The sequence below is a fragment of the Allomuricauda sp. R78024 genome, assembly GCF_044596045.1.
Taxonomy (GTDB): domain Bacteria; phylum Bacteroidota; class Bacteroidia; order Flavobacteriales; family Flavobacteriaceae; genus Flagellimonas.
This window is the reverse complement of sequence record NZ_CP138995.1, coordinates 2,357,288-2,376,596: the sequence shown is the minus strand read 5'-3', so window position 1 is coordinate 2,376,596 and position 19,309 is coordinate 2,357,288. Positions and strand designations below refer to the sequence as shown.

The window sequence follows — 19,309 nt, the reverse complement described above, 5'->3', positions numbered from 1 at the left end:
ACATGAATCTGAATATAGCATTGCTACCTGGAGATGGTATAGGACCAGAAGTATTGGCCCAAGCTGTTAAATGTCTTCAAGCGGTTGAAGAAACCTTTAATCATAACTTTATCTACAAAGAAGCTCTTGTTGGGGCCATCGCAATTGATAAAAAGGGAAGCTCACTACCCGATAACACTCTAAAACTATGTAGAGAAGCAAATGCAGTGCTATTTGGAGCCATTGGGGACCCAAAATACGACAACAATCCAAATGCCAAAGTTAGGCCAGAACAAGGACTTTTAAAATTACGGAAAGAGCTTGGCCTATACACAAATATTAGACCTGTCAAGGTTTTTCCGACCTTAATCGAAAATTCTCCCCTAAAAAAAGAAATTATTTCTGGGACCGATTTTACCATTTATAGAGAGTTGACTGGCGGAATCTATTTTGGGGAGAAAAAAATAAATGATGAAGGTACAGTAGCTTCCGACCTTTGCGAGTATTCTGAAAAAGAAATTAGTAGGATTGCACACCTAGCCTTCAAAGCTGCTAAAAACAGAAGGAATAAACTCACCTTGGTAGACAAAGCAAATGTTTTGGAGTCTTCTAGGTTATGGCGCAAAGTCGTTACCAAAATTGGACAAAGTTACCCTGAAGTTACTCTAGATTTTCTATTTGTTGACAATGCAGCGATGCAAATCATTCTAAACCCAAGCCAATTTGACGTTATATTGACTGAAAATATGTTTGGTGATATTCTTTCTGATGAAGGAAGTGTAATTGGTGGTTCTATTGGACTTTTGGCCTCCGCATCTATTGGTGATGAAAGTGCTTTGTTCGAGCCTATTCATGGGTCATATCCGCAGGCAAAAGGCAAAGATATTGCCAACCCAGTTGCCTCAATTCTTTCTGCAGCGATGTTATTAGAGCATTTTGGGCTTTTTGAAGAGGCCATGGCCGTAAGAGAAGCCGTTGACAAGTCTCTAAAAAAAGGAATAGTGACTCCAGACTTAAATCAAAAGAGCCAGTATGGCACCAATCAAGTTGGTGACTTTATCGCAAATAACATTGTAGATATCGATGATGATATTAACATGAATGACGAGAATATTGATTTAGGGAAATCAACAATTATTTAGTCTCCATACTTGCTGTAGTAAGTAGGTTGATCGTCTCGTCAAACTCCTTTTTAAACGCTTCATGCTTTTCACCCGTGGCAGGTCCGTTAAATCCTGTATGTATTTTATGTACCTCACCTTTTTTATCAATATAAATAGTTGTTGGATAAGACAATACATGATTTAACATGGGTAATTTTTCGTTTGCTTTTTGCTTGTCAGAGGTTCCGTATTGTGCTAACAGAATGGGATACTCCACTCCTACTCTATTTTTAAGTCTTTCAATACCGTTCCATGCTTTTTCCTCTGTTTTTGCATATTCAAATGCCAATGCTACAAATTCAACATCCAAATCTGGGTTTTTGTTTAAATAATCGACATAAAATTTTGTCTCGTCTAAGCAATTGGGACACCATGTACCCATAATCTGTACCAAAACCACTTTATCTTTAAATTGAGGGTCCGACAAGCTTACCATACCGCCTGTTTCATTTGGAAATGAAAAATCGAATCCATCATAACCTTCTTTTAAGAAAGTTAATGTGTTAGCGTCGGGTAGCTCAAAGGCTTCATTGCGTTTGCCAACAAATTTTTCAACGGAATGGTTTCCAGAATAGAAATAACCATTCAATGTGCTATCCGATACTTTTGCCGTAAACAAGAAAGCATGGGCGCCATCAAAGGTGGAAAGTTTAAGGGTATCACCGGATACAATTCCATCTAAATACCTATAGTCCCCTGTTTTTGTCCTAAAAGTGCCTTTTAACACATTGTCATTTTGCATAAAAATTCCCTTAGCCGGGTATTCATTGTCGGTTCCCACATCAAAATTGACCTCCCAAATTCCAGAAATATTAATATTTGGTTCAGTTTTCTGATCAAACCTATCTTGTTTTCCATGCTTTGCGCTAAAAGGAACAATCCTGTTCAAGCTTTCTTTGATAAAACTGCCATTAATCTCATTTTCAGAAAAAGTACCTGCAATAAATCCTTCATAAATTGGCATTTTAATGCGTATGGAGTCATTCCATATCTCAATTTCATCAACAGTTACCACTTCATCTGCATTATACATTTCCATGCTATAAGATCCATCTTCATTTTTCGCTAATGAAAAATTAAAAGGTAACACCTCATTTGGAGAAACATCCAGTTTAGCCAACCAATCCCCTTCGGCCAGTTCTATTTTTTTAGTTTCACAAGATGTAAATAGTACTATTATGCCAATAAATAAAAACCAAATTCTGTTCATAATTTGAAAGATTTATCCTAAAAATCTAAAATACGACCCAAAAGTTATAATATCACCATTGTATACAATAATTTACATTGAATCTGTTACCCTATTGTTTTATATTTGTCCACTTTAAAATTGGGGTATGAAGATTTCTTACAACTGGTTAAAGCAATTTTTGCAAATTGACTGGAATGCTCAAAAAACAGGAGAGCTATTGACAGACTTAGGTCTTGAGGTCGAGGGCATTTCTAGCTTTGAATCGGTTAAAGGAGGGTTACAAAATGTTGTTGTTGGGCATGTGCTTACATGTGACAAACATCCGAACGCTGATAGACTTAAATTAACCACTGTAGATGTTGGGGAAAAAACTCCTTTGCAAATTGTTTGTGGCGCACCTAATGTAGCCGCTGGACAAAAAGTTCCCGTCGCTACAATTGGCACAACATTGTACACTAAGGAAGGTGAGGCCTGGAAAATTAAAAAGGGTAAGATCAGAGGCGAGGAAAGTCAAGGTATGATCTGCGCGGAAGATGAACTAGGTTTAGGAGAGAGTCATGATGGAATAATGGTTTTAAGTGATACTTTAAAACCGGGTACATTATGTTCAAAAGTATTTGAAATTGAGAATGATGAGGTTTTTGAAATTGGACTTACACCCAACCGTACTGATGCCATGAGCCATTTTGGAGTTGCCAGGGATTTAAAAGCTGGATTGGAGCAACAAGAAATCCAGAAAGAATTGGTTACTCCATCCACAAGTAACTTTTCCATTGACAACAGATCTCTTAAAATAGATGTTGAAGTTGAGGATATTCAACTGGCACCTAGATATTGCGGTGTAACTATTAGCAATATCATTGTTCAACAATCCCCTGATTGGTTAAAGAACCGTTTAAAGGCCATAGGTCTATCTCCTATCAACAATATAGTAGATATTACCAACTATGTACTTCATGAACTGGGCCAACCATTACATGCATTTGATGCTGCAAAAATTAAAGGAGGAAAAATTGAAGTAAAAACTTTACCCGCTGGAACAAAATTCAGAACTCTAGATGATGTGGAGCGTGAACTTCACGAAGAAGATCTTATGATTTGTGATGCGGAGAAACCAATGTGTATTGCAGGGGTTTTTGGTGGAGTCTATTCCGGTGTTACAGAACATACTTCTTCTATATTTTTGGAAAGTGCCTATTTTGATTCTGTTTCCATTAGAAAAACGGCAAAAAGACATGGTTTAAACACAGATGCATCTTTCCGGTTTGAGCGCGGAATAGACATTAATATTACGGAGTATGCTCTAAAAAGAGCAGCGCTCTTAATACGAGAAATTGCTGGTGGAGACATAAGTTCAGAAGTAGTTGATTTATACCCGAAGAAAGCACAAGAAAGACAAGTTTTTTTAACTTTTGATAAAATCAATTCATTAATTGGGCAAGAGATTCCAAGAGATTCTATTAAATCTATTCTTGCTTCACTGGAGATTAAGGTTAACAACGTTACAGAATCTGGCCTTGGTTTAACTATTCCAACCTACAGAGTGGATGTGGAACGCGAGGTAGATGTAATTGAAGAAATTTTAAGGGTTTTTGGTTATAATAATATAGACTATAAAGAAAAACTCACTGCATCCATAGCCCAAACCTCAAGATTTGAAAACTATAGAATTCAAGATATTGTGGGCAACATGCTTGCTTCACAAGGTTTTTATGAAATAATGACCAATAGCCTTGTGGCAGCGGACACTCAAAACGTCTTAGAGGCCTTGGATAAAAAAGCTGTTAAGATGTTGAACCCTTTAAGTTCAGATCTATCTGTTCTAAGAACATCAATGTTGTTTTCAGGACTTCAAACTGTCAGTTACAATAACAATAGGCAAAAGGCAGATTTAAAACTATTTGAATTTGGCAAGACCTACCATAAAAATGGTAAGAAGAATCTAGAAAGACAGCATTTGTCAATTTTTGTTTCTGGGAATCGCTCAGAAAACAGCTGGGCATTGGCTTCCAAAAAAACAGACTTTTTCTTTTTGAAAGGCATTGTGGAAACCATTTTTACAAGATTAGGTCTTAAAAATGTTGATACGAAACCCTATAGTGATGACTCTTATTCCGAAGGACTAAGCTGTAGCTTAAATGGCAAGGAACTTGGAACCTATGGATTAGTTAGCAAAGCAATGCTGAAGGAATTTGATTTGAAACAAGATGTGTTTTATGCTGATTTTGATTGGGATGCTATTCTAAAGTCTATAAATACAGGGAACATGCTATTCAAAGAAATACCAAAGTTTCCAGAGGTCACTCGTGATTTTGCGTTGCAATTGGATGAAAGCGCAACTTTTCAGCAGGTTTACGACCTTGCATGGAGCACAGAAAAAACGCTTCTCAAGAATGTAAATCTATTTGATGTTTATAAAGGTGATAAATTACCCAAAGGAAAGAAATCCTATGCGGTCAGTTTTACACTATTGGATGAGAAAAAAACATTGACAGATAAACAGATTGATAAATTGATGTCAAAACTATTGTCTAAATATCAAAAAGAATTGGGAGCGGAACTACGCTGATTGCTACATCCTAGTTGGTAGTATTACACTATCAATTTCATGTATAACACCATTTTTTTGATTAACGTCCGCTAACGTTATTCTAGCAGTGTTTCCAACGGGGTCTGTAAGTACAATATCATACCCAACCATATGGGCACTTAACTTCTTCCCTTGTATTGTAGTAAAGCTAGCCTTTCCATTTCCGCGACACATTGCACGTAGAATATTGGAAGCAGATAAATTACCCGCAACAATATGATAACCAACCAATGATTTTAGTTCACTCTTATCATTAGAATTCATTAATTTTTCCATTTTGGAATTGGAAAACTTTCTAAAAGCAGCATCAGAAGGTGCAAAAACAGTAAAAGGTCCTGATTTATCCAAAATATCTTCCATTTCAGTAGCTTTTACAGCTGCAAAAAGAATTTTGTGATGATCAGATTCAATTGTATTCTGTGTAATTGATTTAGTTTCTGATGAGCTGGTCTCCTGTGCATAAGCAACTACAGAAAGGGCAAAACATAGACCAAGTAGGATTTTCTTGAATGGGGGTTTCATAGATGTTCTAATCTTTGGGACTACCTTAATTAATATGCTTTAAAAGTATGTTTAGACGTTTAAATGCCAAAATCTCCGATAAGTTACATCTTTTTAAGGAAATTGCGTTTTTTTTTGAATACCGTCATCGAATTTAACACAATGTTAACATTTTGGTTTTTTGTAGTTCTCAAAATCAAAAACACAAATCACTAACTTTGAAGGGATTGCTAAGAAAAAAGGACATGATGTTTAAAAACACGGATATTGAGCGCGAACTTCACCTTCGCCGAAATAAACAAAAAAAAGAGCTTCAAATTCTTGAAGAAGTACAGCGTATTTTATCTCAAAATATAGAAAAAGAGACCAATATTGATGTAGTTCTTGTTTCAAAAAATCCTTCTGGCAGTAATGATTTTGATTTTGACTTGTTAGAGACAAATCGTATTTATCATATAAATCAAATAAAGGAAATCTGTATTGATTACCGACTTCGTTTTTTAGATGGTAGGTATTTCAAAGGAAAAATCCCTAAAAAAACTACTTCTAAAATTAAAGATTTGGAGAACCTCCATAATATTGAAATAAAGGGGTTTAAGATTATGGCACCCTCTAAGCTTTTTAAATTAGAAGATAAAGATGACCCATTGCTTTTTGCGCCAATTGGAAATGACTATTTCTATCTTATTGATAAATGGGGCAATGACCTTCACCCACTTCGTAAATTGTTGGTTTGGCCATTTAAGAACATTGTCAATCTCACCTTTTTTGTTTTCTTGATAAGCTATCTGGTTGCCCTTATGGTTCCAAATGGTCTTTTTTCAAAAAACAATTCCACAGGAGAGTTTTTGATTATCTTCTTTTTTATGTTCAAATGTATAGCCTCAGTTGTTATTTTTTATGGTTTTGCTCTAGGCAAAAATTTCAACCCAGCTATTTGGAACAGTAAGTATTTTAATGCTTAAACCGTTGCTAAAGCATACATTTTTTCCCGCTGCTCTTTAATTGACTTATCTGACATGTAGTCATCAAAAGTCGAGTAGCGGTCAATTGCACCTTTAGGAGTCAATTCAATAATCCTATTAGCTACAGTGTGCACAAACTCATGATCATGAGTAGTAAGTAAAACAGTGCCCTTAAAGTTCTTTAAAGAATTGTTGAATGCAGTAATACTCTCTAGGTCCAAGTGGTTTGTAGGCTCATCTAAAAGCAACACATTTGCGCGCAATAGCATCATTCTACTCAACATACAACGTACTTTTTCCCCACCGGACAACACTGTACTTTTCTTTAGTGCCTCTTCGCCGCTAAACAACATCTTTCCTAAGAAGCCTCTCACATAAACTTCTTCTCTTTCTTCTTCTGTTTTTGTCCATTGCCGAAGCCAGTCCACCAAGTTCATGTTGCTTTTAAAATATGAATCATTATCAGCGGGCAAATAGGAATGCGTTGTGGTTATACCCCATTGATAGGATCCACTGTCAGCCTTTATTTTTCCGTTGATAATATCATAAAAAGCCGATGTTGCCCTTGAATCTTTGGAAATTATGGCAACCTTATCCCCTTTAGCAAGGTTGATATTGATATCTTGAAACAGTAAATCTCCATCTTCTGAAGTAGCAGAGAGTTTTTCTATATTCAAGATTTGATCTCCAGCTTCGCGTTCGCGTTCAAAAATAATAGCTGGGTATCTTCTACTTGAAGGTTTAATATCCTCAATTTTAAGTTTACTCAACATTTTTTTACGCGATGTAGCTTGTTTGCTCTTGGCAACGTTTGCGCTAAATCGCATTATAAACTCTTGGAGCTCCTTTGCTTTGTCCTCAGACTTTTTGTTTTGTTGCGCACGTTGGCGAGCAGCCAACTGACTGCTTTCGTACCAGAATGTATAGTTTCCAGAAAAAAGATTGACTTTACCAAAATCTATATCCGCGATGTTAGTACAGACTGCATCCAAAAAGTGCCTATCGTGAGATACAACGATTACAGTGTTTTCATAATTGGCCAAGAAGTTCTCTAACCAACTTATCGTCTCATAATCCAAGTCGTTTGTGGGCTCATCCATGACCAATAGATCCGGATTACCAAATAAGGCTTGGGCTAAAAGAACCCGCACCTTTAATTTTGAGTCCATATCTGCCATATTGGTGTAATGTAACTCTTCGCTTATCCCTAAGTTGGACAAAAGCGCCGCAGCATTGCTATCGGCATTCCAACCATTCATTTCTTCAAACTGAACTTGGAGCTCGCCTATTTTCTCGGCATTCTCATCGGTATAGTCTGCATACAGGGCATCTATCTCCTTTTTAATAGAGAACAAAGGTTTGTTACCCATAACAACCGTCTCCAAAACGGGAACTTTATCATAGGCATTATGGTTCTGCTCCAAGATGGACATCCGTTTTCCTGGTTCCAAATGTACATTCCCAGAAGTGGCGTCTATTTGCCCAGCTATAATTTTTAAAAATGTGGATTTCCCGGCGCCATTGGCACCAATAATACCATAGCAATTTCCATGAGTAAAGGTCACATTTACTTCATCAAACAAAACCCTTTTTCCAAACTGAACAGACAAATTAGATACTGATAACATGCAACTATTATTTTTTTTGCAAAAATAGCTAAAACCGACCCTTATTACTAATTTAAAAACACATTATTAAGCTACACAATTACAGTGTTTTACAACATTTAACTAGCCATTAACAAGGTTCATTATATGGTATACTTAATTTTGATGATCAAACATATGGTTAGCTTTATATGATAAGATTTTTACTCGGCCTCTCTCTTCTTTCTACTTTGGCGTGTTCTGAAAAATCAGGTGGATGCCCTTCCGTTTTTTTTGGAGGTGAAATTGTTAACCCCACTAGCGACTATGTTGTTCTTTATAGAAACGATAGTTATATAGACTCTGTCAAGTTGGATGAGGGCAATCGTTTTGCTTTTAATCTACAAGGAATTGAAGAGGGTCTTTACCATTTTGACCACAGTCCAGAACTACAATATTTATATCTTCAAGAAGGTGATAGTATTCTTGTAAGGCTAAATACAATGGAGTTTGATGAATCTCTTGTCTTTTCTGGTCAAGGAAGTGAAATCAACAATTTTTTGATTGAAACGTTCCTTGCTTACGAAAATGAAGAATCTTTAATACACAACTACTACAAGCTTGATCCTGCGGCCTTCAATAAAAGAATTGATTCTTTAAGACTTTTGAAGATAAAACATCTGGAAGAACTGGTTCAAGATAATCAATTAACAAATAAAGTATTGTCCATAGCCAAAGCATCAATTGATTATAATAGTTACATCCATAAAGAGAAATATCCTTTCTACCACAAGAAAAAAACTGGTGAAGAAACCATCCATGATTTAGAAGATGGCTTTTATGACTATAGAAAAACCTTAGATTTAAATAGTAGGGATTTAACATATTTTAGGCCCTATTTCGATTTTATGAAGTACCACTTCGGCAACTTGTCCTATATGGCTTGCATGAAAAATTGTGGGACAGCAAACAAAGCAGCGGTTAACAATCATTTACATTTTAACAAGCATAAGCTCAGTCTTGTTGACAGTTTGGTTAAAGAAACGGAGCTCAGGGATATTCTGTTTAGAAATATAGCTATGGATTATTTGCTAAAAGAACGTAACTCCACAAACATGGAATGTCAGATTTTTATTGATAAGTTTCGTTCGTTATCTTCCAATGAAGAACACAAAGAAGAAATTACTCATCTTTACCAGGGCATTCAAAATTTACAACCAAGTAGTACTCTTCCAGATTTAATTGTTACTGATGTAAACCAGAACAAGGTTTCTTTAAAAGAAATCAGTAAGGATAAAAAAACCGTCTTTTATTTTTGGGCCGCTTCCCAAAAAAGGCATTTTAGAAATGTGACCAATCATGTTTCTAGATTAAAAGTAAAATACCCAGATCACAATTTTGTAGGTATTAATTTAAGGACGAGTTATCCGCAGTGGTTAAGCATGATTGAAGAATACCGTCTTGATAAAAGCACTCAATTTCGTGGAGAGGATTTTAAAGAAATACAAACCGCGATGATCATAAATGGCTTAAACAAATGTGTTATTGCCAAAGACACGGTAATTGTTGATGCCTTTGCAAATCTGTATACTTCCTTCTAAATAAAAAAGCCCCAAAAACAAATGTTTTTGGGGCTTCCTAAATCTTTTTTCTTTGTTTATCCGTTGCCTTTACGATAGTCCGCCAAGAATTTTTCCAAACCAATGTCTGTAAGTGGATGTTTTAAAAGACCTTCTATTGAAGAAAGCGGTCCCGTCATAACATCAGAACCGATTTTTGCACAATCAATTACATGCATAGTGTGGCGAATTGACGCTGCAAGGATTTGGGTTTCAAATCCGTAGTTATCATAAATAAGTCTTATTTCAGCTATTAGGTTTAGGCCATCTGTAGAGATATCATCTAAACGTCCTAAGAAAGGAGATACATATGTAGCTCCGGCTTTAGCTGCCAACAACGCTTGTCCTGCTGAAAAAACCAGGGTACAGTTAGTTCTGATTCCTTTATCTGAAAAATATTTTAATGCCTTTACTCCATCTTTGATCATGGGAACCTTAACAACTATTTGCTCGTGCAACTTGGCTAGCTCCTCCCCTTCTTTCACCATGCCATCAAAATCAGTAGAAACTACTTCAGCAGAAACATCTCCATCAACAATGTTACAAATGTCAACATAATGCTTTAGGATGCTTTCTTTTCCAGTAATTCCTTCTTTGGCCATTAAGGATGGATTGGTAGTTACACCATCCAAAACCCCTAGTTGTTGTGCTTCTGAGATTTGATCAAGATTGGCTGTATCAATAAAAAATTTCATTCGTATTGTGCTGTTTTTAAGTTATCTATAGGATTAGTTGCGAATTTACAACAATAAGAAGCCCTGACTTCAATATTTAATCAAAAAAATAACCAACCAAAAGTGAAATTATTCAACAACTTGTATTGTAAATTCTCTTACTGTGGAATCTGAACATGTTGGACTGCCGTCGAAACCATCAAAATCATAGGACTCAACAAATAATTCTACCCTAAACCTATACGTGCCAGTGTCTTCTGGCGTTCCAAAAAATTCTACTGATCGTCGATTGATATCATAAAAAATTCCTGGCGGAAGTTCTCCTATAATATCAAAAAAATAATCATAGTCGTTATCGTTTACCTCATTACTTATCTCAGCAGTTACAATATCCGAGTACCTTTCTCCAACAAAACCAATAAGCAATTGTTTGTTATGGATTTCAGGCTCAATATTAAAAATGCATTCATAAATTTCATCACAGCCATAGAAAAACGATGCTGCGATAACTGCAAAAATTCCGATTGTTCTTTTTGATTGTTTCATGTTTCTTCATTTATCAAAAAACATGCCATCACTTTATAACTTGTAATGATTGAGAAGAAGTTTCTCGTATATTTTGTCCGGTAAAATTTTCTTTAGAAAGAGCGAAAGTCTTTGCATAAATTCACCTACCGGGTAATGTACTTTCGGATTTTCTTTTTGAATTATTGCATAAATTTTCTCCGCAACCTGTATTGGATCACCACCAGCATCAACATGTTCATTCATTAAATCCAATGATTTTTGGTAAACCTCTTGGTAAGGAGAACCATCTACAACTGGTGAATGGTACCTTCCAGCTGCAATGTTAGTGGCAAAATCACCCGGAGCAAGATTAGTAATGGAAATCCCAAAATCCTTGACTTCCATCCGTAAAGCTTCCGTAATTAACCCCAATGCTCCTTTTGATGCCGAATAATATCCCCTAAACGGCAAACCCATGTATCCTGCAATGGAGGTTATATTGATAACTTTTCCCCCGCCTTGCTTCCGCATCTGCGGCAAAACAGCTTTCATAACATGTACTGGGCCATGAAAATTTATATCAAAAACATTCTGTATTTCTTCATGAGGTGTTTCTTCAATAGGTCCTGTAATACCAACTCCAGCATTGTTGACCAAAACATCCAGTCTTCCTTCTTTAGAAATAATTTCGGAAACAGCTTTTTCAATACTGTCAGGCAACTTTACATCTAACTGTAAAAGCTCAAAAGCATTAAAATCTGGATAGTTTTTTAGATTTCTTGTAGTACCGTATACTTTAAAATCTTTGGAAGTTAAATAGGTCCCTATAGACTTGCCAATGCCAGAAGAACCTCCGGTTATTAAAACAACTTTTCTATCCATTTTCACGGTTTAAAATTGTAAAATAATAGTCCCAAATTCAAGAGAATTTAGGGAACAAAAAAAGGCAAGCTACCTACATCGCACCGCTACGACCACATACCCTTGCTGCGTTCCCGCCCTGGGGGATTTTGCAGGAGCTGGTCGTGTAGGACTTGCCAAATGCAAATATACGACCTTTTAAATTTGCTGCAATCATATTACATTCTTAATTTCGATGACCAAGCTTGTTTAATATGAAACACGTTTTAATAACTATGACAAAGCTACTATCAGTCTACGGATTCTTACTCTTTTTTATGGCTTGCGGAGGAGATAAAGACCCTGCCAAACTCTTTGGTATTCAACTTGAAGGAAATAAAAATAAGTTTCAACAAAACCAAGAAGTTGGGGTTGCCATCAAAAACAAAAAGAACATTGAAATAACAGATCCGGTTTATTTTATTGATGGTCGAGAATTACAATTAACCAATGGAAAGTTAAAACTAGACCTACCTACTCTGGGAAATAAAGTGTTGACCGCAAAGATTGGTATTGAAAATCAGACTGTAGAAATTCAAAAAAAGATTAAACTCTTGGCTGAAAAAGCGCCAGAAGTTTATACTTATGAGATTGTTAACACCTACTCTCATGATCCAACGGCTTACACCCAAGGGCTAGAATTCTATAATGGGGTTCTTTATGAAAGTACAGGAAAGAAAGGAGCTTCTACAATAAGGAAAGTAAATTTTGAAACAGGGGAAATTCTTCAAAAAATAGATTTGGACAAAACCGTATTTGGAGAAGGCATCACCCTCCTGAATGATAAGCTATACCAACTGACTTGGCAAAGTGGACTAGGCTATGTTTACAACCCATCAAACTTAGCGAAAATCCAAAATTTCAGTTACGGTGAAAGTCGCGAAGGCTGGGGCCTTTGTAATGATGGAAAGCGATTGTACAAAAGCGATGGAACGGAAAAAATATGGTTTTTGGACCCCACTACCCTTGAGGAACAAGGCTATATAGAAACCGTGACCAACAAATCAATATTTAATATGGCCAATGAGCTGGAATATGTAGATGGAAAAATTTATGCGAATGTTTACCAAAAGGAAAGCATGATGATTATTGATGCGACCTCAGGCGCCATTGAAGGTGTCATAAATTTTGGAGGCCTAAAAAACAAAGTGGATAAAGGCCCTCAATGGGATGAGGGCAATTCTGTTCTCAACGGCGTTGCTTACAATAAAGAAAGAGAAACTTTTTTTGTAACGGGCAAAAATTGGAATAAGCTTTTCGAGGTGAAAATCCGCAAAAAAAGCTAATGCAGCACTACAAAGAAACCTTTAAGGTTGTAAAAGAAGATCTTGATGACCTTAACCATGTAAACAACATAAGGTATATTGAATGGATTCTAGAAATATCAAAAAACCATTGGTTAGAAGTTGTGGATGAAGCTATTAGAAATGAGATTGTCTGGGTAGTTAAAAGCCACAATATCAACTATGCAAAGCCTGCAAAGCTAAACGACCCTATTGAAGTGACCACCTATATAAAAAACACAAAGGGGCCATTATCCATAAGAGTTGTGGAGATAAGAAACAATAAAACAGGGCAACTTTTAGTTAACGCTTCTACAGAATGGTGCCTTTTGGACGCTAAAACGTTTAGACCAAAACGCGTTCCAGAATCGATTCAAAATTTATTCATTAAAGTGTGAACCGTTGGTATGCAAAATTAATCGCGATAGTTTTAGGGCTTGCTCTTGCAATTTCATGGAGCTCTTGCCGCAAAGATTTTGACTATGCCCCTAGCACCGGTAATCTAGAGTTTTCCAAAGACACCGTTTTCTTGGATACCATTTTCACTAATATTGGAAGCAGTACTTATACCTTAAAAGTATACAATAGAAGCAATGATGATATTCTAATCCCCTTTATTGGATTGGAAAGTGGGCAGAACAGCAGTTATAGGCTTAATGTTGATGGCCTGGCAGGAAAAGAATTCAATGATGTACCATTATTGGCCAAGGATAGTCTTTTTGTCTTTATTGAAACAACTTTTGACGTTGCCCAAACCTTTGAAAACGAGTTTTTATATACCGATGATATCCTTTTTGGCAATGGCGCCAATACTCAGGAAATACCATTGGTTACTTTGGTAAAAGATGCTGTCTTTTTGTATCCAAGAGAATTGCCAAATGGCACCAAGGAGACCATAGTACTTGGTCTGGATGAAGAAGGGAATGAGATCAGAATTGAAGGCTTTCTTCTAGAACCAGATGAACTGCTCTTTACCAATGAAAAGCCCTATGTGATTTACGGGTATGCGGCGGTGTCAGATGGCAACGTCTTATCCATTGAAGCAGGCGCTCGTGTACATTTTCATAAAAACTCCGGACTTTTGGTAAACTCAGGTGCTTCCATGCAGGTAAATGGACTTTTGAGTGAAGACCAAGAACTATTGGAAAATGAAGTTGTTTTTGAGGGTGATCGCCTAGAATCATCTTATGCTTCAGAACCCGGACAGTGGGGAACCATTTGGTTAAGGGAAGGAAGCATTAATAATAGTATTTCTTACCTCACACTAAAAAATGCAACAGTTGGGCTGCGAGTGGATGGCGACAATGTCTTGGCCACTCCTACCCTATCATTAAGGAACTCACAGGTTTATAATAGTTTAGATAGTAACCTTTGGGCCACTAAAGCAAATATAGTTGCTGAAAACACGGTGCTGGGTGGTGCTGGTAATGTTTCATTCCATGGGAACTCTGGCGGAAAATACAGTTTTACACATTGCACTTTAGCCAATTATTGGAACAATGGCTTCCGTTCTGGAGTAACCCTAGCACTAGATAACTTTATGCAATCTGCTGCAGGGGAAATCGTTCTCAGAGATTTGGAAAATGCAGATTTCATCAACTGCATAATTGATGGTACCCAATCCATTGAACTTTCGTTACAACAAGATACCAATGCGGCTTTTAATTTTAGTTTTAAAAATTGTCTCTTACGGTTCAATGATTCAAACAATCAATTTACAGACAATCCTTTATACAATTTTGAAGATGTAGGGTTATATCAGAATATAATCTTTAACCAAGATGCAGATTTTACAGCACCTTTTGAAAATCAATTTCAAATAGGGATGAATTCCGCTGCTTTGGACATCGCCGACCCTAATGTCATCCCTCTAATTCCAACAGACATTTTAGGGATAGATAGAACCCAAAACCCTGATCTTGGGGCTTACGAAAATGTTGTGAACAATTAACCTTTTAGGGAAAGTCCGCTGTTATTTAACAAAAAACCATTGATTTTACGGGAAATCCCTAGTTTTTTTAAGGGAAAACTGCAATGAGTTCTTTTCACACGTTAGTAACTTGCACCCAGTACTTTACAAATGGACTATACTTACGCTATAATAGATTCTAACGCTACTACAAAGCTGCAATTGCAACTTTATTTGCAAGAGTATGGTGATTTCACTTGTATGGGTACTGCCCAAAATCCAGAAGAAGGGTTAAACACCATTTTAAAATTTACACCAGATGTGGTTTTTGTAAATCTGGTTGAAGATGGCATGGCTTACTTTCAAATGATAACGGAGCTAAACCAATTCATGCAGAAACTTCCAATTGTAATTGGTTTTTCAACAACAAAAAAGTACGCCTATAATGCCATTAAAAGTGGTTTTTTTGATTATTGGATTCTCCCCCACAACGAATTTGACGTTCGCAAGAGTGTAATGCGTTTACGCAAAATGCATCCTAAACAAAATATGCCCTCCACGATCTGTCTAAAAACCTATAATGATTATCACTATTTAGACACCAATGACATTTTGTATCTAAAGTCCGACAACAACGCTACGGACTTTTTCATGAGAGATGGCAATGTGGTAAGTGCTTTTAAAACTTTAAAGTCATTTGAGGAAAAGCTTCCTGAAAGTTTTATTCGAATTCACCAAAGCTATATTTTAAATAGCCGGTATGTCTCGCGTATTAATTACGGTAAATCCATTTGCACCTTACGCAATGAGAACGAACAAGAGCTGCCATTCTCCAAGACCTATAAAGGAAAGGTAGATACTTTGAAAGAAATGCTCTCCAAAGCGTCCATTAAGGCCCTTAATTAAGTTAATTCTCACAGTTTTTCATAGAATTCTAATAGAACTGCTACAAATACTAAAACATTTGTGGCATTGTGCAGCTACACACTTGTGCTGGATATCTTGCTGCCATGAACCTAAAGTTCTAACCTTAAAACCTAATATTATGAAAAAGACGCTAAGTATTTTGGCAATTGCAGTAATGACTTTTGGAATGTTTTCTTGCGAAGCAGAAACTGATGTACAAGAAACAGAAAACCTAATGGCTGAATTAGAGGATCAGGATGCAACTGGAGGAGATTCTGCTCAAGATGATGACAGATAACAATAAAAATGTTTATTATAATTAGATGAGAAGGTTTCTATCTAAAATTGTCGTAATACATGTTTGCCTTTGTATACTATCTTGTACTAAAGGTTCCAATCATAAAGATTCCTCCAATTTAAATGATGTGACAATTTTAAAAACTAATGAAACATTTCTCAAGCAAAACAATGTTGGAGATTTTATTTCAAAAAATAGTTTCCCTATTTTGAAATCCGCTCTTGATGATGATCGAGAACTATAAATTCTGACAATCTTGAAACATAGCCTCAAATCTTATCTGGTCTGGGGCTTTTTTTTTACCTTGTAGTAAAAGAAAATAAATTATTACCTACTTTTTTACGCATTAATTTGAAAAACAAGTGTTTAATACTACTTTCTATTCTTTTCTGTTGCTGTGGAAAGCAATCCACAAATGGAGAAACTATGATTACTCCAGAATCCGAAGTAATAAACAGCTGGATCAATATAGCTCGAGATAGTGCACAACTTCATCTAAATCAAAGGAAGCAGTACTTAGAGAAAGCATCAAAAAAAGCTAATCAGCTTTCTAATGATACCGTCCGTTTAGATCATCTTTCCAGAATTTCTTTGGCGTATAAAAAACTACAAGATTCAATCAAATTTAGAAAGATGAATCAACAAGTTTTGGATTTATCCAACAAAGATAAAATATACAAGGCTCTCGGAGAATCCCATTGGGATTTGGCATCTTTTTTTAAGTCTTACGGTGTTATGGACAGCGCTTATTTTCATTATAAAAAGGCAAACAAAAGTTTTAATAATTTACCGGTTGACTCAACATCACTTTCATTAAGAGGTAGAATATTATATAGTATGGGGAGAATCCAAGACTATTTTAAGGATTACTTGGGAGCAGAAGTGAATATTACCGAAGCACTGAGGATTTTTGAAAATTTGAAAGATTACAAGAGAATTTATAATTGTAATAATATATTGGGGATTATAGCCGGTGGTATGAATAATTCTGAAAAATCTTTAGAATATTACACTAAAGCTGGCTCTTATATTGACAAATTCAAATCTAATAATAAGCAAGTATATTTTTGGGAAAATAGAAACAATATAGCAAATGGATTCCTGATAAATAAAGAATATTCAAAAGCAGAAAAAAATTATATCGAACTTTATACGGATAAAAACTTAAGAAGAGAAAATCCCTTACTATACTCCACAGTTTTGGCCAGCCAAGGTTATGCAATATTCAAAGGCAGAAGAAACGTTGTTGAGGCTAACAACTTGCTGACCAAGTCTATTGGTATAAACGATAGCATTGGTTTTTCCGTCGATCAAGCGAGGGCCAAACAGTATTTTGCAGAGCTTTTAGTTTATCAAGGAGATACCACAAATGCCAGAAAATATGCAAAAGAATCAATGATATTGGCAAAAGAAACTTCTAACAACGATCAACATTTAAAGGTGCTCCGATTATTAACTCATTTAGATAGTGAAAATGCTGTCGCCTATTCCAATGAGTACTATGAGTTAAGTGAAAAAATAAAAGATGAGGAACGGGCCATCCGTGATAAATTTGCGCGTATCCGTTTAGAAACAGATGAGGTAATTCAAGAAAACGAGTCGTTGGCTCGCCAAAAACAGATATGGATTGGGGTCGTATTGGGACTTATACTTCTAGGAATTGCGCTTTTTACCATTATCTGGCAGCGTATAAGCAACAACAGGCTAAAATTTCAACAAAAACAACAAGAGAGCAATCAAGAGATTTACAACCTAATGCTTTCGCAACAGGGTAAGTTTGAGGAAGGCAAACAACTGGAGCAAAAACGTGTATCAGAAGAACTACATGATGGGATTTTAGGTCAAATGCTAGGCATTAGATTGATTCTTAGTGGATTAAATGATAAAGACGACGAAGCATCGGTGGAACAAAGAGCCAGTCTTATTGAAAAACTAAGAGAATTGGAAGAGGAAATAAGAACGATTTCGCACGAACTTAGTGATGCTTCTTATCAAAAATTTTATAACTTTATTGTATCTCTGGATGACCTTATAAGCACCATAAGTGAATCTTCAGGGATTACCTGTTCTTTTACTTATGACGAAAATGTAGATTGGGATGATTTGGAGGGCGATATAAAAATCAACGCCTACAGAATTGTCCAGGAATCGCTGCAAAACTGCGTTAAACATGCAAAGTGTGAAAATGCTAAAATAAATTTCAGTACAGAAGATCATGTACTAAAATTGACGATTACAGATGATGGTGTTGGTTTTGATATAAACAAAGGAAAACGCGGTATTGGCTTGCGAAATGTGGTATCAAGAGTTAAAAAAGTAAAAGGTACATTAGATATTAACAGTAAAAAAGGTAAAGGAACAACCGTTACCGTTTCATTACCTAGCAATTATATAAGATTAGATAATCTAAATGGCACTGTAGCGCGTAAAGAAGTATTGAATGTCTAATCTTAAATTTTAAATCAACCCGGTATGAAGACACTACGAATATTAGCGATAGATGATCATGAGATGACCATGCTTGGGTACAAGTTTATCCTTGAGCGCATTGTCTTTGAAGGTCATAGTATTATTGTTGATACCGCCAATACCTATGAAATGGGCAGAAAACTTATTGAGGATTCTGTGAATTCGTTTAAGTATGACATTTTGTTTTTAGATGTACAATTGTTTCCGCCCAATGAGGACCAACCTCATACTGGAGAAGATTTAGGGGTTTTGGCCCGTAAATTGGTGCCAGAAACCAAGATTGCCTTCATGTCCTCTTTTAGTGATAACTATAGAATAAACAGCATTCTTAAAACTGTTGACCCAGACGGGTATTTGGTAAAAACAGATATAGACCCAAAAACATTGGAAGATGCCGTTAAGACCATTACATTAAATCCTCCATATTATTCATCCAAAGCGCTTTCTGCCATTAGAAAGAAAATGACCAATGATATTAGTTTGGATGAAAAAGACAAAAAGATATTATACCATCTTTCCATAGGCACCAAAAACAAAGATTTGGAACATTACATAAGGCTATCTCCTTCTTCTATTGAAAATAGAAAGCGTCATTTGAAATCACTTTTCGGTACCGAGAATGAGAATGACCTTGCCTTGATTTTAGCCGCAAAAAACAGAGGTTTTATATAATTCCCAGCGCACCTATAGAGCTGTTTTTAGTCAGATTTTGGCCACTTTTCAGCTTTTTTGCCATAAAAAAGACTCAAATAGGAGAAAACCCCCAGA

17 protein-coding genes and 1 other RNA gene are annotated in these 19,309 nt (G+C 36.0%); 11 read left to right on the top strand and 7 right to left on the bottom strand.

Annotation, left to right across the window (positions count from 1 at the left end; genetic code table 11):
- The first annotated feature begins 2 nt into the window (after positions 1–2).
- Positions 3–1,121, top strand: a complete 1,119-nt coding sequence (leuB, locus tag SJY44_RS10660) for a 3-isopropylmalate dehydrogenase (protein WP_396589692.1) — start codon at positions 3–5, stop codon at positions 1,119–1,121.
- On the opposite strand, the gene SJY44_RS10655 is transcribed toward leuB, so the two are convergent.
- On the bottom strand, positions 1,114–2,352 hold the full coding sequence (locus SJY44_RS10655; RefSeq protein WP_396589691.1) for a peroxiredoxin family protein: 1,239 nt from the start codon (positions 2,350–2,352) through the stop codon (positions 1,114–1,116). The genes leuB and SJY44_RS10655 overlap by 8 nt on opposite strands.
- A gap of 127 nt (positions 2,353–2,479) precedes the next feature.
- Between SJY44_RS10655 and pheT the strand changes: the two genes are divergently transcribed.
- On the top strand, positions 2,480–4,903 hold the full coding sequence (pheT, locus tag SJY44_RS10650) for a phenylalanine--tRNA ligase subunit beta (protein ID WP_396589690.1): 2,424 nt from the start codon (positions 2,480–2,482) through the stop codon (positions 4,901–4,903).
- 3 nt (positions 4,904–4,906) lie between these two features.
- Here pheT and SJY44_RS10645 read toward each other — a convergent pair whose 3' ends face one another.
- Positions 4,907–5,446 (bottom strand): fasciclin domain-containing protein, encoded by a 540-nt coding sequence (locus tag SJY44_RS10645; RefSeq protein WP_396589689.1) that lies wholly within the window; start codon positions 5,444–5,446, stop codon positions 4,907–4,909.
- Between the two features lie 224 nt (positions 5,447–5,670).
- Here SJY44_RS10645 and SJY44_RS10640 point away from each other — a divergent pair, with 224 nt between their 5' ends.
- Positions 5,671–6,390: a hypothetical protein gene (locus SJY44_RS10640; RefSeq protein ID WP_396592090.1), complete on the top strand. Its 720-nt coding sequence runs from the start codon at positions 5,671–5,673 to the stop codon at positions 6,388–6,390.
- On the opposite strand, the gene SJY44_RS10635 is transcribed toward SJY44_RS10640, so the two are convergent.
- Complete coding sequence (locus SJY44_RS10635; RefSeq protein ID WP_396589688.1) at positions 6,387–8,018, bottom strand: ABC-F family ATP-binding cassette domain-containing protein; 1,632 nt, start codon at positions 8,016–8,018, stop codon at positions 6,387–6,389. The two genes, SJY44_RS10640 and SJY44_RS10635, sit on opposite strands and share 4 nt — an antisense overlap.
- A 170-nt stretch (positions 8,019–8,188) precedes the next feature.
- Between SJY44_RS10635 and SJY44_RS10630 the strand changes: the two genes are divergently transcribed.
- On the top strand, positions 8,189–9,577 hold the full coding sequence (locus SJY44_RS10630) for a transaldolase (protein WP_298925758.1): 1,389 nt from the start codon (positions 8,189–8,191) through the stop codon (positions 9,575–9,577).
- 56 nt (positions 9,578–9,633) lie between these two features.
- Here SJY44_RS10630 and fsa read toward each other — a convergent pair whose 3' ends face one another.
- The 4 genes from fsa to ffs form a co-directional block, all read right to left on the bottom strand.
- A complete protein-coding gene (gene fsa / locus SJY44_RS10625; RefSeq protein ID WP_298925755.1) occupies positions 9,634–10,290 on the bottom strand; it encodes a fructose-6-phosphate aldolase in 657 nt (218 codons plus the stop codon).
- 108 nt (positions 10,291–10,398) lie between these two features.
- Complete coding sequence (locus SJY44_RS10620; protein ID WP_396589687.1) at positions 10,399–10,815, bottom strand: hypothetical protein; 417 nt, start codon at positions 10,813–10,815, stop codon at positions 10,399–10,401.
- A gap of 33 nt (positions 10,816–10,848) precedes the next feature.
- Positions 10,849–11,658 carry an SDR family oxidoreductase gene (locus tag SJY44_RS10615; RefSeq protein ID WP_396589686.1) on the bottom strand — a complete coding sequence of 270 codons (810 nt, stop codon included), beginning with the start codon at positions 11,656–11,658 and terminating at the stop codon, positions 10,849–10,851.
- A 59-nt stretch (positions 11,659–11,717) separates the two neighbouring features.
- Positions 11,718–11,816: signal recognition particle sRNA small type (gene ffs, locus SJY44_RS10610), an RNA gene on the bottom strand.
- A gap of 96 nt (positions 11,817–11,912) precedes the next feature.
- On the opposite strand from ffs, the gene SJY44_RS10605 reads away from it, so the two are divergent.
- From SJY44_RS10605 to SJY44_RS10575, 7 genes are all read left to right on the top strand, one after another.
- Positions 11,913–12,962: a glutaminyl-peptide cyclotransferase gene (locus SJY44_RS10605; protein ID WP_396589685.1), complete on the top strand. Its 1,050-nt coding sequence runs from the start codon at positions 11,913–11,915 to the stop codon at positions 12,960–12,962.
- Positions 12,962–13,357: an acyl-CoA thioesterase gene (locus SJY44_RS10600; RefSeq protein ID WP_396589684.1), complete on the top strand. Its 396-nt coding sequence runs from the start codon at positions 12,962–12,964 to the stop codon at positions 13,355–13,357. Before SJY44_RS10605 ends, SJY44_RS10600 begins: the two co-directional genes overlap by 1 nt.
- Positions 13,354–14,910: a hypothetical protein gene (locus SJY44_RS10595; protein WP_396589683.1), complete on the top strand. Its 1,557-nt coding sequence runs from the start codon at positions 13,354–13,356 to the stop codon at positions 14,908–14,910. The genes SJY44_RS10600 and SJY44_RS10595 overlap by 4 nt, the downstream gene beginning before the upstream one ends.
- A 129-nt stretch (positions 14,911–15,039) precedes the next feature.
- On the top strand, positions 15,040–15,774 hold the full coding sequence (locus tag SJY44_RS10590) for a LytTR family DNA-binding domain-containing protein (protein WP_298925738.1): 735 nt from the start codon (positions 15,040–15,042) through the stop codon (positions 15,772–15,774).
- A gap of 139 nt (positions 15,775–15,913) precedes the next feature.
- Positions 15,914–16,072, top strand: a complete 159-nt coding sequence (locus SJY44_RS10585; RefSeq protein ID WP_298925735.1) for a hypothetical protein — start codon at positions 15,914–15,916, stop codon at positions 16,070–16,072.
- A gap of 426 nt (positions 16,073–16,498) precedes the next feature.
- Entirely contained in the window at positions 16,499–18,520 is a 2,022-nt protein-coding gene (locus SJY44_RS10580) for a sensor histidine kinase (RefSeq protein WP_396589682.1), read from the top strand.
- Between the two features lie 24 nt (positions 18,521–18,544).
- Positions 18,545–19,213: a histidine kinase gene (locus SJY44_RS10575; RefSeq protein WP_298925729.1), complete on the top strand. Its 669-nt coding sequence runs from the start codon at positions 18,545–18,547 to the stop codon at positions 19,211–19,213.
- The last annotated feature ends 96 nt before the right edge of the window (positions 19,214–19,309 follow it).